The organism is Pseudomonas sp. KCJK9058 (assembly GCF_046230975.1).
Lineage (GTDB): Bacteria > Pseudomonadota > Gammaproteobacteria > Pseudomonadales > Pseudomonadaceae > Aquipseudomonas > Aquipseudomonas alloputida.
This window is the reverse complement of sequence record NZ_JBJJLR010000033.1, coordinates 47,459-61,771: the sequence shown is the minus strand read 5'-3', so window position 1 is coordinate 61,771 and position 14,313 is coordinate 47,459. Positions and strand designations below refer to the sequence as shown.

12 protein-coding genes are annotated in these 14,313 nt (G+C 63.6%); 5 read left to right on the top strand and 7 right to left on the bottom strand.

All coding sequences use genetic code 11. From position 1 onward, the window contains the following. The first annotated feature begins 187 nt into the window (after nt 1-187). A complete protein-coding gene (locus ACK59Z_RS17675) occupies nt 188-1,507 on the top strand; it encodes a flavin-containing monooxygenase (protein ID WP_409293515.1) in 1,320 nt (439 codons plus the stop codon). After that, a complete protein-coding gene (locus ACK59Z_RS17670) occupies nt 1,507-1,923 on the top strand; it encodes a RidA family protein (RefSeq protein WP_003247763.1) in 417 nt (138 codons plus the stop codon). Before ACK59Z_RS17675 ends, ACK59Z_RS17670 begins: the two co-directional genes overlap by 1 nt. Nucleotides 1,924-2,125: 202 nt before the next feature. Here the strand turns inward: ACK59Z_RS17670 and ACK59Z_RS17665 are convergent, their stop codons facing one another. Together ACK59Z_RS17665 and ACK59Z_RS17660 are read right to left on the bottom strand one after the other, a co-directional pair. Continuing rightward, nucleotides 2,126-2,866, bottom strand: a complete 741-nt coding sequence (locus tag ACK59Z_RS17665) for an SDR family NAD(P)-dependent oxidoreductase (protein WP_003247762.1) — start codon at nt 2,864-2,866, stop codon at nt 2,126-2,128. A gap of 177 nt (nt 2,867-3,043) precedes the next feature. After that, entirely contained in the window at nt 3,044-3,871 is an 828-nt protein-coding gene (locus tag ACK59Z_RS17660) for an amidohydrolase (protein ID WP_108191360.1), read from the bottom strand. 148 nt (nt 3,872-4,019) lie between these two features. Here ACK59Z_RS17660 and ACK59Z_RS17655 point away from each other — a divergent pair, with 148 nt between their 5' ends. Then, on the top strand, nt 4,020-4,958 hold the full coding sequence (locus tag ACK59Z_RS17655) for a LysR family transcriptional regulator (protein WP_108191359.1): 939 nt from the start codon (nt 4,020-4,022) through the stop codon (nt 4,956-4,958). A 125-nt stretch (nt 4,959-5,083) separates the two neighbouring features. Here the strand turns inward: ACK59Z_RS17655 and ACK59Z_RS17650 are convergent, their stop codons facing one another. The 4 genes from ACK59Z_RS17650 to pgm form a co-directional block, all read right to left on the bottom strand. Beyond that, a complete protein-coding gene (locus tag ACK59Z_RS17650; RefSeq protein ID WP_409293514.1) occupies nt 5,084-7,489 on the bottom strand; it encodes a TonB-dependent siderophore receptor in 2,406 nt (801 codons plus the stop codon). Between the two features lie 67 nt (nt 7,490-7,556). Beyond that, on the bottom strand, nt 7,557-8,501 hold the full coding sequence (locus ACK59Z_RS17645; protein WP_409293513.1) for a FecR domain-containing protein: 945 nt from the start codon (nt 8,499-8,501) through the stop codon (nt 7,557-7,559). Further along, entirely contained in the window at nt 8,498-9,010 is a 513-nt protein-coding gene (locus ACK59Z_RS17640; RefSeq protein ID WP_108191356.1) for a sigma-70 family RNA polymerase sigma factor, read from the bottom strand. The genes ACK59Z_RS17645 and ACK59Z_RS17640 overlap by 4 nt, the downstream gene beginning before the upstream one ends. 78 nt (nt 9,011-9,088) lie before the next feature. Continuing rightward, nucleotides 9,089-10,726, bottom strand: a complete 1,638-nt coding sequence (gene pgm / locus ACK59Z_RS17635; RefSeq protein ID WP_108191355.1) for a phosphoglucomutase (alpha-D-glucose-1,6-bisphosphate-dependent) — start codon at nt 10,724-10,726, stop codon at nt 9,089-9,091. Between the two features lie 173 nt (nt 10,727-10,899). Between pgm and ACK59Z_RS17630 the strand changes: the two genes are divergently transcribed. Both ACK59Z_RS17630 and ACK59Z_RS17625 read left to right on the top strand, forming a co-directional pair. Then, the gene (locus ACK59Z_RS17630) at nt 10,900-11,547 is read left to right on the top strand and encodes a DUF1345 domain-containing protein (RefSeq protein WP_003247748.1); all 648 of its coding nucleotides are present in this window, start codon (nt 10,900-10,902) and stop codon (nt 11,545-11,547) included. A gap of 275 nt (nt 11,548-11,822) precedes the next feature. Next, complete coding sequence (locus ACK59Z_RS17625; protein WP_003247746.1) at nt 11,823-12,083, top strand: DUF1652 domain-containing protein; 261 nt, start codon at nt 11,823-11,825, stop codon at nt 12,081-12,083. A 51-nt stretch (nt 12,084-12,134) separates the two neighbouring features. On the opposite strand, the gene ACK59Z_RS17620 is transcribed toward ACK59Z_RS17625, so the two are convergent. Next, nucleotides 12,135-14,222 (bottom strand): bifunctional diguanylate cyclase/phosphodiesterase, encoded by a 2,088-nt coding sequence (locus ACK59Z_RS17620; protein WP_108191354.1) that lies wholly within the window; start codon nt 14,220-14,222, stop codon nt 12,135-12,137. Nucleotides 14,223-14,313: the final 91 nt, after the last annotated feature.

Below are 14,313 nucleotides of genomic sequence, written 5' to 3'. Positions count from 1 at the left end.
GAAAAACCACGTCACCCACCCGGCCAACCTGCCCCACAGGCCAGAGAAATCAAGGCCTTCGCCGTTTTATCGGCAAGCACCAGCTAAATACTATTTTCGCCATTTCCACGGCATCCCTAGTCTGGCTCCAGGCAACGGCGGTCCTCCAAACCGACCTGACAATAACCGCCTGAACAAGGGCTCGGACATGACACTGAACAACCTCGAAATCGACACCCTCGTCGTCGGCGCCGGCCAGGCCGGCGTGGCCATGAGCGAACACCTGAGCAAGCTTGGCGTGCCGCACCTGGTACTGGAGCGCAACCGCATCGCACAGGCCTGGCGTACCGGCCGCTGGGACTCGTTGGTCGCCAACGGCCCGGCCTGGCACGACCGCTTCCCGGGGCTGGAATTCAACCTCGACGCCGATGCATTCGCCGGCAAGGATCAGGTGGCCGACTACTTCGAGCAGTACGTACGCAAGTACAACCTGCCCGTGCGCACCGGCATTGAAGTGAAGCGCGTGGTGCGTAACAGCGACCGCCCAGGCTTCACCATCGACACCAATGAAGGCGTGATTCGCGCCAACCGCGTAGTCGCTGCCACCGGCCCGTTCCAGAAGCCGGTGATCCCAGCCATCGCGCCGAAAGACAGCAACCTGCACCAGATTCATTCCGCCGCTTATTTCAACCCAGAGCAGTTGCCTGAAGGCGCGGTACTGGTGGTCGGTGCCGGTTCTTCCGGTGTGCAGATTGCCGAGGAATTGATGCGCGCCGGGCGCCAGGTGTACCTGTCGGTCGGCGCCCACGACCGCCCGCCGCGTGCCTACCGCAACCGTGACTTCTGCTGGTGGCTGGGCGTGCTGGGCGAGTGGGACGCGGAAATTGCCAAACCCGGTCGCGAGCATGTGACCATCGCGGTCAGCGGCGCCCGTGGTGGCCACACCGTGGACTTCCGCGCCCTCGCCCACCAGGGCATGACCCTGGTCGGCCTGACCCAGTCGTTCGAAAACGGCGTCGCGCGCTTCCAGGACAACCTGGTCGAGAACATCAACCGCGGCGACGACAGCTACCTGGCCCTGCTGGATGCGGCCGATGCCTACATCGAGCGCAACGGCCTGGACCTGCCGGAAGAGCCCGAAGCCCGCCAGCGCCTGGCCGACCCGGAGTGCATGCGCAACCCGCTGCAGCAGCTGGACCTGGCCAAGGCCGGCGTCAGCAGCATCATCTGGGCCACCGGTTACGGCGTGGACTTCAGCTGGCTGCAGGTAGACACCTTCGATGCCAACGGCAAGCCCCAGCACCAGCGTGGTGTGGCCCGTGAACCGGGCGTGTACTTCCTCGGCCTGCCGTGGTTGTCGCGCCGTGGTTCATCGTTCATCTGGGGAGTGTGGCACGACGCCAAGCACGTCGCCGGCCACATCGCCACGCAACGTACCTACACCGCCTACCGCGACCGCGAGCAACGCGCAGCGGATGAGCAGCAAACCGCCAAGATCAGCAATGTCAGCACCCTCGGAGCCCACTGATGCCTACCCATACTCGCATCCGCATGTTCAACACCAAGGAAACCTACCCCAACCAGACCCTGGACAACGACTTGTGCCAGGCCGTGCGGGCGGGCAATACCATCTACGTGCGTGGCCAGGTCGGTACCGACTTCGAAGGCAAGCTGGTAGGCCTGGGTGACCCGCGCGCACAAACCGAACAGGCGATGAAGAACGTCAAACAACTGCTTGAAGAAGCCGGCTCGGACCTGTCGCACATCGTCAAGACCACCACCTACATCACCGACCCGCGCTTCCGCGAGCCGGTGTATAAAGAGGTGGGCAAATGGCTCAAGGGCGTGTTCCCGATTTCCACCGGGTTGGTGGTGGCCGGGTTGGCCCAGGCCGAGTGGCTGATGGAGATCGACGTGATCGCCGTGGTACCTGATCAGGAATGACCACAGGCCTGAATGACGGCGGGTGACTGCCACCTGCCCGTCCAGCCACGCCTGGGTTGCCCGTGCCGCTGCTTGCAAGCGTTGAGGTACGGGCACGCCAACGGACGACGGCACTTGCACACCGAGACGTCGCCCGCAGTTCGCGCGTGGCTGGCTACCCGGCGCAGCTCCAACGCCATCGGGCGTACCACACCCAGCCCATTCAGTAGGTCGCCCTCCCGCCGCTGAGGTCAAACACAAAGCCAGTGGTAAAGCTGCACTCAGGCCCGGCGATCCAGCTGACCATGTTGGCAATCTCCTCGGCCTTGAGGAAGCGCCCCATGGGGATCTTGGCCTTGCTCGCGGCAATATGCTCGGCCGTCATCTCGGCCATCAGCGGCGTCTCGACCATCGCCGGTGCCACGCAGTTGAGCAGCACGCCATCCTGCGCCAGCTCCTTGGCTGCCGCCTTGGTGAAAGCGATGACCCCGGCCTTGGCTGCCGAATAGCCCGAGATGTACTGCACACCCTCCTTGCCGGCCATGGAGGCGATATTGACGATGCGCCCGTAGCCGCGCTCACGCATGTGCGCGATGGCGGTGCGGCAGCAATAGAACACACCGTTCAGGTCGATGGCGATGACCTTGTCCCAGGCGTCTGGCGGGTACTCCCAAGACGCCACCACCGGGCCGTTGATGCCGGCATTGTTGACCAAGATCTGCACCTGCCCCAAACGCGCCAGCGTCTGGGCAAAAGCCGCCTCCACCGAGGCCAGAGACGACACATCCACTGCCTGGCGCAGCACCGGCTCGAAGCCGTTTTCCGTACTGTTCCAGCCATCGACGGCAAGGTCCCAGATCACCACCTGGGCGCCGGCGACATGCAAGCGGCGGGCAATCGCCAGGCCGATGCCCCGCATGCCACCGGTGACGATAGCGGTTTGGCCTTGCAGGTACTGGCTCATTGTTCAGCTCCATTTTCGACAGAAGGAATATCCGGCAAGCGACGCAGGTCACATGCCTTTTGGGGCGCTAGCCGAGACGATCCTCCAGGCCATGGAGGATGCCGCCCGGGACGGGTGTTCTGTTCAGTGTTCATCACGATTGCGCGCTTGTTGTTGGAAGGGCATACAACGGAGGGGCTAGGCAAACCCGAACAATCGCCGAGGGGTGTCCCACATGACTGTGCGGCGCAGCCGGGCATCCGGCATCAGGCGCTCGGCCAACTTCAGCAGCGGGCCGTAGTCCACCCGCGCGGGCTGGCGAATGAACGGCCAGTCCGACCCCCACACACAGGCTTGGGCGCCAAAGGCGTCGAGCAGGGCCTGCACGTATGCACTGCTCTGTTCGAACAAGGCATCCGCTGCGGCAAACTTCTGCATGCCTGACAGCTTCACGCAGGCGCGGCCGCTGTCGGCCAGCCGCAGCAACGCCTGGAAGCCGGCTTGCTGCACACCGGCAGCGACATCCGGGCGGCCGCAATGGTCAATCAACAGACGAGCCTGCGAGCCTTGCAGCAGGCCGTGCAGGTCCAGCAACTGGTCGTCACACACCTGCAGCTGGGCGAACATGCCAAGCTCGGCGAGCTTGCCGAACAGCCCGTCAACGCCCTTGAGGCTGGCTACCCCGTAAAGCGCGGGGTTGAAGGCGATACCCACCACGCCTTGCGCCTGTAACGCCGCCAGCGCGTCGAGGTTGATGTCCGCCTTGACCACCGCCACCCCCTTGAACCGCCCCTGCCCGCTGGCCAAGGCATGCAGCAGGCAGCGGTTGTCGGTGTGGTAGCCGCTGTTGGGGCCCACCAGCAAGGCATGTTGCACGCCGTAAGCCTCCATCACCCGGGTGAACTGCGCCTGGGTGGCGACCTCCTGGCCGGAGGGCGCATAGGGTGCATCGGGGTGATAGGGGAAACGGGCGGGGTCAAACAAATGGTTATGGCAATCGATCTTCGCTTCGTCAAATATGTTCACGCAGCACTCCCGTCAAGCGCCACTGCGCTTGTCTGCAGATCTTGTTATTGTGCGCCGCAAGGGCAGTTAGGCTGGGGTTCACGATACTGTGTGGCCGGCTTTGACGCTCATACCCAGATGGCGAAAACCATAACCGAAGGTAATACACATGCTGCTTGACAACGAAGGCGCAGACGCAAGCCCCATGGTGTTCAAGCTGCGGCACATGGAAGTGTTCAGGGCGGTGATGCTGACGGGCTCGATCAGCGCGGCGGCCAAATTGCTGTATGTGTCGCAGCCGGCGGTGAGCAAGCTGATCCAGTACATCGAAGCGCGCCTGGCCTACCCGCTGTTCGAGCGCGTCAACAACCGCCTGGTGCCGACGGCCGAAGCGCAGGTGCTGTTTCGCGAGGTCGAGCGGGTGTACCAGGCAGCGTTGCAGGTCAACGAATGTGCCCTGGCGCTGGGCGCTGGCGGCCAGCGCAAGTTGCGTATCTCGTGCAGTGCGTCGTTGTCCACGGTGGTGATCCCGATGGCCCTGGCCCAGCTCAAGCGTGAATCACCGTCACTGAATATCGAGTGGCAAACCTCGTTGATGGGCGAAATGCCCAACCAGATCTTGTCGAAGAAGGTCGACCTGTCGATCGCCGCCCTGCCGGTGGTGCACGACCACCTGCATTCGCAAGCGTTCATGCGTGGACGCATGGTAGTGGTGATGCCGCCGGGTCACCCTTTGGCCGGTCAGCCCGCGCTGACCCTGCAGCAGCTGGAGGGCCATGCGTTGCTGCTGTTCCGGCCCGACATGCCGTTTGGCAAGCTGTTGGCCGACCACATCGGGCGCCGCGGGCTGCAGCTGAAATCACTGCTGTCGTTCACCAATGCCAACGAGGCTGTGGCGTTGGTCAAGCAAGGCATGGGCATCAGCGTGATCGACGAGTTCGTTGCACAGGACAGCGGGCTGGCGGTGGTGCCGTTGGCCGATGAGATTCACTTCGATATCAGCTTCGTCTATTCGCGCTTCGAGCCGCCCTCGCATGCAGCGCTGCAGTTGATGCGGGTGTTGCAGGGGCAGGCGCAGAAGCTGGGCCGGGCGCTTGCGCCGGGCTGATCAGCTACGCAACTGCCCCCCTGTGGGAAAGGTTTCAGCCGCGAACACTGCCGAAGCCGGTGCCATGCACCGAGTCGCCAGATTCGCGGGCACGTCCGCTCCCGCTGGGTATACAAGGGTTCGGTTTAAAAGCCGACCGTGGCCGAGAGCAGATAGGTCCGCGGGGTGGACAGGGTCAACCCCGGCTCACTGTCATCCGGCGCCCCTGCCGAGCTCCAGTAGCGATCATCGAGCACATTCTCGACACTGGCCCGCAAGGTAACCTCGGTGGCGTCCACCTTGAAGGCATAACGTGCACCCAGGTCATAACGCTCCCAGCCGTCGATGCGCTTGCTGTTATTCTGGTCCAGGTACTGCGAGCTGGAGTGAGTGCCGCGCGCTGTGAAGGTCAGGCCGTTCACCCCTGGCACGTCCCATTCAGCCCCCAGATTGACGTTGTATTCGGGCGTGGCCGGCGCACGGTTGCCATCGTAGGCACCGCCGACGGTGTCGGTCAGCTCGCTGTCGATATACATCACCCCACCCAACACCCGCACGCCCTGCACCGGCTCACCGAACACACTCAGCTCGATGCCGCGGTTGTCACGCTTGCCATTGGGGCCGAACACCCGCGAGGCGGGGTTGGTCTCGTAGGCCGGCTGGCGAATGCGGAAGGCGCTGGCAGTAAAGGCCACCTGGCCGAGGTCGTACTTGGCCCCCACCTCGATCTGGCGGCTGGTGAACGGCGGGAAGATCTGGTCTTCGTTGATCGAGGTCGATGGGGCGATCTTGCCTTGGCTCAGGCCCTCCATGTAGTTGGCATACAACGAGAGCTGGTCGGTGACCTTGAGCAGTACGCCCCCAGAAGGCGAGACCTTTTCTTCGTCATAGCCCGTATCGCCTTTTACGCCGTCGCTCCAGTCATCCACCTGCACCCGTTGCCAGCGCGCCCCCAGGGTCAACAGCAGGCGGTCGTCGAAAAAGCCAAGGGTATCGGCCAGGGCCACGCCGGAGAAGCGGTTTTCCGTGTAGACCTCGGGGTCGAGGCGGGTTGGCGTACCGGGTGTCGGTGCGGCCACCGGGTTGTAGAGGTTACTCGGCGCCGAGGCATAGCGCGCCCCGCCGTTGGTGAAGTCCATGTAGTAATAGGTGGCGGCCAGGTTCAGCGCATGGCTCACCGGCCCGGTATGGAACCAGTGACGTAAACCGGCCATGGCGGTGCGCACCGACTCGTCCCGGGTAAAGTCACGCGGCTGCACGGTGAAGTCGCCGGCATCGTTGGTGATCGACACATTATGGCGCAGGAAGTCGTGGTTGCTCTTGCGCGCACCGACCGCACCATAGGCCAGCAGCGATTCGCTGATATCGTACTCGGCGTTCAGCGCACCGAAGGTGTCGTTGGTACGCGCCTTGCTCCAGGCCTGGGCGTAGTTGTGGCGTACGTCATTGGCATTGGGCACATTGGCATTGGCACCGACCAGCACACGCTCCTGCGGGGCGTCGGTATCGCGCTCGGTGTGGCCAAGGTCTGCCGAGAGACGCAGGCGCTCGCCTCGAAAATCCAGGCCCAGCACCGCCATTTCGCGGTCGACGCGCTGGTGGTCCCATTCGGTATCACCGGCCTGCTTCACGCCATTGAAGCGCACGCCGAACTGCTGGCCTTCACCAAAGCGACGGCCGATGTCCACTGCGCCGCCAGCCTGGCCGGCCGAGGCGTAGCTGCCGGTGAATTCGGTGATCGGCTTGTCAGCGGCTCGCTTGGGCTGCACGTTGATACCGCCGCCCACGCTGCCACGCGGCGAAATGCCATTGATCAACTGGCTGGGGCCTTTGATGATGTCGACCCGGTCGGCCATTTCCATGTCGATCGAATACGTCGGCAAGATGCCATAGAGACCGTTGTAGGCCACATCACTGTTGAACAGGCTGAAGCCGCGAATGGTGAACTGCTCGAAACGCCCGCCCGCCGGGTTGGTAGCACGCACTGAAGGGTCACTGGCAATCAGCTCGCCCAAGGTGCGCGCCTGTTGGTTCTTGACCAGATCGCTGGTGTAGCTGGTGATGCTGAACGGGGTTTCCATGAAGTCGCGCGAACCGAGCAAACCTTGTGCCCCTTGGCGTGCCACTTGGCCACCGGCATACGACTGCGTTTCGTTGCCTGCGGCCAGGCCGCCGACGATGCGGGTGGGGGCGATTTCCAGCGCGCCACTGGCCTGGGGGGCCGGCATCAGGGTGAAGGCCCCCTCACCCACCGGTAGCGCCTGCAGGCCGCTACTGCGCAGCAACTGGTTGAAGCCTTCATCGACACTGTAACGACCGGACAAGCCGTTACTTTGCCGGCCCTCTACCAATGCCGGGTCCAGCGAAAGGCTGACACCGGCCTGGTCGGCGAAATGGGTCAAAGCGGCACCCAGGCTGGCTGGCGCCACCTGGAACGTACGCCGGGCCGGCTCATCGGCCCAGGCGGGTGCACACAACAGCAGGCTCATCGCGAACAATGGATGTGCTGCGCGCGCCAGTGGGCGCAGGCGGCAAGATTTTACTGCAGGCATTGAACAAGGCTCCCCTTTTATTTTCTCCTACCGGTAATGACCGGCGAGTGAAAAAAAGGGGACAGCCTCATGCTCGATTTTCTCGTGCGGCCAGGCTCACCCAATAACGCGTGCGGGTCTGCACTTGCAACGGCAGGCTGGCGGCGAGCAGGGCCAACACCCGGTCGGTGTCGTCAAGGCGGAACGTGCCGGTAACACGCAAGCGCTCCAGTTCTGGTGCCCAGCGCAGTACGCCGGGGCGATACCTGCGCAGTTCGTGCAGCAACTCGCCCAGCGGGCGGTCGTCCAGCCGTAGCGCACCTTCGCGCCAGCCCAGTTGCCATGCGTCGAACGCTTTGACAGGGCCAACGCCGGCCGCCTGCAAACTGGCCTGTTGGCCGGCCTGTAGCATCACGGCTGGACCCCGCAACGGCTGCAGGCTGACCGCCCCCTTGATCGCCGATACCCGGCAGGCCTCATCAAGCAGGCGCAGGCACGCCTCGCCCCCACTGAGCACCACCCGGCCGTAAGGCACCTGCAAGGTGAGGCTCAGGTTAGCGGGCACGCTGACGGCCACTTCACCGCGCAGCAGTGCCACGCGGCCTGCACCCAGCTCGATATCGACCGCACTGTCGGTGTTCAACTGCAACAAGGTGCCGTCGCTCAGCAGTGCCTGCCTGCGCTCTCCTACCGCGGTGCGCATGTCGGCGGTCCAGGCATCCAGCGGCAGCTCACGGCTCACCAGCCAGGCCACCGGCAACAACGCGGTCACACCCAGGGCTTGTTTGAGCAATGCCCGACGACCGGCATCCGGACGATCCAGGGCGGCCATCGCCAATGCGCCGGGCAACCCGGCAAACCGCGCTCGCAGCAGCGATGCCTTTTGCCAGGCGTCTTCGTGCAGGTGACTGCTGGCGCGCCATTGCGCCAGACGCAGCAGGTCAGATTCGCTTGCGTCGCCAGAATCCAGTAATGCTAGCCAACGGGCTGCAGCACGCAGCGCCTCGCGGGTTTCTGGGGGGTGGGGGCTCATTGCAACTCGGCCAACAGGCAATGTTCGTAAGCCTGCGCCATGTAGCGTTTCACCGAGCGTTGGCAGACGCCCAGGCGCTGGCCAATCTCGGCGTAGCCCAAGCCTTCCAGCTGGCTCCAGAGAAAGGCCTTGCGTATCGCCGGCTTGAGGCCGTCGAGCAATTCATCCAATGCTTGCAGGGTTTCGAGCAGTACCCAGCGCTGTTCTGGCGACGGCACGTGTTGCTCGGGCAACTGCGCCAAGGCATCAAGGTAGGCCTGCTCCAGGCTACGTCGCTGGTGGAAGTTGCTGAGCAAACGCTTGCCCACGGTCAGCAGGTAGGCACGCGGTTCGCGTATGTCTGCCAGCGGCTGGGCGCTGGCCAGAATGCGCAGAAAAGTATCCTGACTGAGGTCGGCGGCATCCCAGGCATTGCCCATACGCCGGCGCAACCAGGCTTCAAGCCAGCCGCGATGCTCCCGGTACAGGGCAGGCAGGCCAGGCTGCGGTGGCGGCGCGGCGTCGATCATGAGGAGGGTCCTGCGGCGGAGTAAATAAGATTAATTCTAATTTACATCCCGCCACAGAACCAAGCGGTTTGTTACCGGTCAGGCAATTGCTTCATCGACCAGCACTTGTGCTTCCTGCACCAGACGCTGCAAATGCGCCTCGTCGATGAAGCTTTCGGCGTAGATCTTGTAGATGTCTTCAGTACCCGACGGGCGCGCGGCGAACCAGCCATTGGCAGTCATCACCTTAAGCCCGCCAATCGCCTGGCCATTGCCTGGGGCGTGGCTGAGGATCTGCACGATCGGCTCACCGGCCAGCTCTGTCGACTTCACCTGCTCCGGCGCCAGCTTGCTCAGCAACGCCTTCTGCCGCGCATCGGCCTTGGCCTCGACACGGGTGGCGAACGGCTTGCCCAGCGCGTCGGTCAGGTCGGCATAAGCCTGGCTCGGGTTACGCCCGGTACGGGCGGTCATTTCGGCGGCCAGCAAGGCCGGGATCAACCCGTCCTTGTCGGTGGCCCACACCGAGCCATCGCGGCGCAGGAACGAAGCCCCTGCACTTTCTTCGCCACCAAAACCGAGCGAACCGTCGTACAGGCCCTGGGCGAAGAATTTGAAGCCCACCGGCACCTCATACAGATCGCGGCCCAGTCGTTGGGTAACGCGGTCGATCAGGCCGCTGGAGACCACGGTCTTGCCCACGGCGGCGTCGGTGCGCCACTGTGGGCGGTGGCGGAACAGGTAGTCGATGGCCACGGCGAGGTAGTTGTTGGGTTGCAGCAGGCCGTCAGGGGTGACGATGCCGTGGCGGTCGTGGTCCGGGTCGCAGGCGAAGGCCACATCAAAGCGCTCGCGCAGGCCTATCAGGCCCTGCATGGCATACGGTGAGGAAGGGTCCATGCGGATCTGGCCGTCCCAGTCGACGGTCATGAAGCGGAAGGTCGGGTCGACCTCGGTGTTCACCACTTCCAGGTCCAGCTGGTAGTGCTTGGCAATGGCCGACCAGTAGCGTACCCCTGCCCCGCCCAGCGGGTCGACGCCCAGGCGCAACCCGGCGCCACGGATGACATCGAAATCGATGACGTTTTCCAGGTCGGCCACATAGTTGCTGACGTAATCGTGGCGGTGGGTGGTCGGCGCCTGCAGCGCCTGGGCATGGCCCATGCGCTTGACGCCCGCCAGGTTAGCCGCCAGCAGCTCGTTGGCCTTGCCCTCGATCCACTTGGTCACGTCGCTGTCAGCCGGGCCGCCGTTGGGCGGGTTGTACTTGAAGCCACCGCTTTGCGGCGGGTTGTGCGACGGGGTGATGACAATACCGTCAGCCAGGCCCTGCGTGCGGCCACGGTTGTGGCAGAGGATGGCGTGGGAAACCGCCGGCGTCGGCGTGTATTCGTCATCCTTGGACAGCATCACCTGCACGCCGTTGGCGGCCAGCACTTCCAGGGCGCTGGCGGTCGCCGGCGCTGACAGGGCGTGGGTATCGGCGCCGATGAACAGCGGGCCATCGATGCCTTTTTCCTGCCGGTACAGGCAGATCGCCTGGCTAATGGCCAGGACGTGATACTCGTTGAAACTCAATTCAAGCGAACTGCCCCGGTGCCCCGAGGTGCCGAAGGCCACGCGCTGGGCCGCCACGGCAGCGTCTGGGCGGCCCGTGTAATAGGCGGTAAGCAGCCGGGGAATATCGACCAGCACGCTGGCCGGAGCCGGCTTGCCTGCCAAAGGACTGAGCGTCATGCAAAAACCTCGAGTTCAACGGATGTTGGTGTTGGAACGTGCAGTGTACTGAGAGTTGCAATGCCGTGCGATGGGGGACTCAAAGAAACCCCAGGCCCTGCAGGGTATTGCGCCTCCCACCCCACCCTATGACGGTCTAGAGTACAAGCCATACCCCTTGTGAATGAGGCCCCATGGCTTTCCATCGCCTGACCCGCACACACCCCCGCCTGAGCCTCGCCGCTGCAGTCGGCCTCGCTGGCGCCTGGCTGATCCCCGCCGGTGATACCGTGCAGCACATCCTCGCTGGCTGGAACTTGGGGGTGTGGCTGTACCTGCTGCTGGTGCTCTACCTGAGCTGGACAGCCAGCCCGGAAAAGGTCCGCAAAGTCGCCGGCGTCGAAGACGAGAACGCAGGCCTGGTCCTGCTGACCGTGTGCATCGCCGCCATCGCCAGCCTTGCCGCGGTCACCCTGCAACTGGTCTCCAGCCGCGGCCTGCAAGGCACGGCCCTGGCCGTGCACTATCTCTACACTGGCCTGACCGTCGCCGGTTCCTGGCTGCTGATCGGCTGCATATTCACCCTGCACTACGCCCGCCTGTTCTACACCGGGCAAAACCACGAACCCCCACTGCGCTTCGCTGATGGCGAGCGCAACCCGGATTACTGGGACTTCCACTACTTCTCGTTCACCATCAGCGTGGCGGTGCAAACCTCGGACGTGGGCGTCGCCGGGCGTGGGTTGCGGCGGGTGGTGCTGGCGCATTCGTTGGTGGGCTTCGTGTTCAATACGGCGATTCTGGGGTTCACTATCAACATCGCTGCCGGGTTGCTGGGTTAAGCAAGCCGCTCGTCTGAAAAACCTGCGCGTCGAACGTCAGCGAACGCCACGAAACCCGATGGTTACCTGACACCTTGCGGTCGGGAAAACGTTTGCCCGTGCAGCCAGCCCACACACTGGACCCATGACAAGGGTGTGACCGCTGTCATGCATTCGCACATTTGTCGTACTTGCAACCGATAATCGCGCGTAGCAGGTGCTATCTTTAGTTTCCCGGCGGCCGCATCGATGTGGCCACCCGCTCATCACGTCCAGGTACGGAAAAGGAGGCTGGCATGAACAAGATGACGTTCCCCAACGCCTGCCAGGTGATGCGCTGGCATTTCCATCCGTTGGGTTTCGAGGCCAGCATGGATGCGCCACGCAGCATGGTCGCGCGGCTGTTCGACCGCGCCAGCGGTGAAACCCTGCTGGCGATTGCGGGCATCCCCTGTGCAGCGATCATGGCCGCCGCCGATGTAGAGCGCATCATCGAGGCCGTCGAGGCGGAAATGGATGCCTTCATTCCCGCCTTTACCTTGCGCGATGCAGTCTAGGCTCTGTTTTCAACGCAGCCTCACCGAGTATCAAGGCTCTTCATACAGCGCCTAGCCCGCAGCAGTGAGTTCCGGGCCCATGTCCTGCAACTTGCTCATGAACTGCTCGGCCGGCACGGGCTGGCCCAGCAGGTAGCCCTGCAACGAATCACACCCCAGACGGGTCAGGAAGTCCTGCTGCTTGTCGGTTTCAACCCCCTCGGCAACGATACGCAGGCCTAACGCCTGGCCCAGTGCGACAATTGCCGAAACAATCGCTGCATCGTCACTGTCCTGCTCCAGGTCGCGTACGAAGCCGCGGTCGATTTTCAGCTCGTTGGCTGGCAGGCGCTTGAGGTACATCAGGCTGGAATAGCCCGTACCAAAGTCATCAATGGACAAGTCCACGCCCATGTCGGACAGGCGCTGCAGCACGGTCAGGCTGGCATCGGCATCGTGCATGGCGGTGGTTTCGGTAATTTCCAGTGTCAGGCAGTTGGCTGGCAAGCCGTTCTGCTGCAGGGCGCGGGCCACGCTGTCGACCAGACCGGCATGGCAGAACTGGATGGCCGACAGGTTCACCGCCATGCGCCAGCCATGGTGCCCCTGGTCCAGCCACTGACGCATCTGACGGCAGGCCTCAGTGAGTACCCACTCACCAATGGGGATGATCAGGCCGGTCTTTTCTGCCAGGCCGATGAAGCGGTCAGGCAGCAGCAGGCCCTGCTGCGGGTGCTCCCAGCGCAGCAATGCTTCGGCACCGATCGGCTGGCAGGCCTGGGCGTCGAACTTGGGCTGATAATGCAAGCGGAACTGGCGCTGCTCAAGCGCCAGGCGCAAGTCCTGCAGCAGCTGCAACTGCTGGCGCGCGTTGCTGTTCATCGACACATCGAAGAAGCTGTAACCGTTCTTGCCGGCGCTCTTGGCATGGTACATGGCAGCGTCGGCGTTACGCAGCAGCTCATGCTGGTCCTGGCCATTGCCCGGGTACAGAACGATGCCCAGGCTCGCCGACAGTTGCAGGTCGTGCTCGGCCACGCGGAAAGGCCGGGACACCAGGTTTACCTGCTTGACCGCCACGTCCATGGCATCGTTCGGCTCCTGCAGTTCCACCAGCAGCACGAATTCGTCGCCGCCAATCCGTGCCAGCGTGTCCTGGCTGTGCAGGTGGCCGCGCAGGCGGGCCGCCACCGCTTTGAGCAGAAGGTCACCGATATGATGGCCAAAGGCATCGTTGACGGGTTTGAAGCCGTCCAGATCAATGAACATCAGGGCAAAACAACCGCCCTGCTCCGCCACTTTGGCAATGGCCTGTTCGATGCGGTCCGCCAGCAGGGTACGGTTGGGCAGATCGGTGAGGGTGTCGTGCAAGGCCAGTTGGGTCAGTTCCTGGTTGGCCAAGGTCAGCGAACGGGCCAACTCGGCAGTACGTGCCTCGAGACGCGCGTCCAGCACCGAAGTCAGCAAAGCCACTGCCAGTACTGCCAGCGTGGTGATCAGCACCAGGTAAACAAGGCTGTCCCCCTGCAACCCGCCCCCCAGCGCGCCGCAGAAGCTGCCCTCGGGGAAGTTTGCCGCTGCCATGCCGGTGTAATGCATGCCCACGATGGCAACGCCCATGACCACCGCCGCCAGGCCGCGGATCTGCCGTATATAGGGTGTGTGTGTGCGCAGGCGGAAGGCAATCCACAATGCCGCCGCCGAGGCGCCTACGGCAATCAGCAGCGAAGCGCCGAACAACGTCGGGTCGTAATCGATGCCTGGCAGCATGCGCAGCGCGGCCATGCCGGTGTAGTGCATGCAGGCGATACCGGCGCCCATGATCAGCGCACCGAACCCCAACTGCAGCGCTGGCAGGCTCGGCTGACTGACCAGCCACAAGGCAAAGCCCGAGGACAGCACAGCGATCAGCAGCGAGAACGCGGTCAGGGCCAGGTCGTACCCCAAGTCGATGGGCAAGCTGAAGGCAAGCATGCCAATGAAGTGCATCGACCACACGCCGATGCCCATGGCCAACGCACCGCCGCCCATCCACAGGCAGGCAGCGCGGCCCTTGGCCGTGGCGATGCGGCCGGTCAGGTCAAGGGCGGTATAGGATGCCAGTATCGCCACGCACAGCGAAATCAACACCAGCGAAGAGGAGTAGCTACCGGTCAGCATTGAGAGTTCCAGCGCCGGGACAGGGGGCCCGACAAAAGCTGACGATTGTACTCAAGCTTAAGCGAAACGCACGGGGTTTTTGCGAATGGGA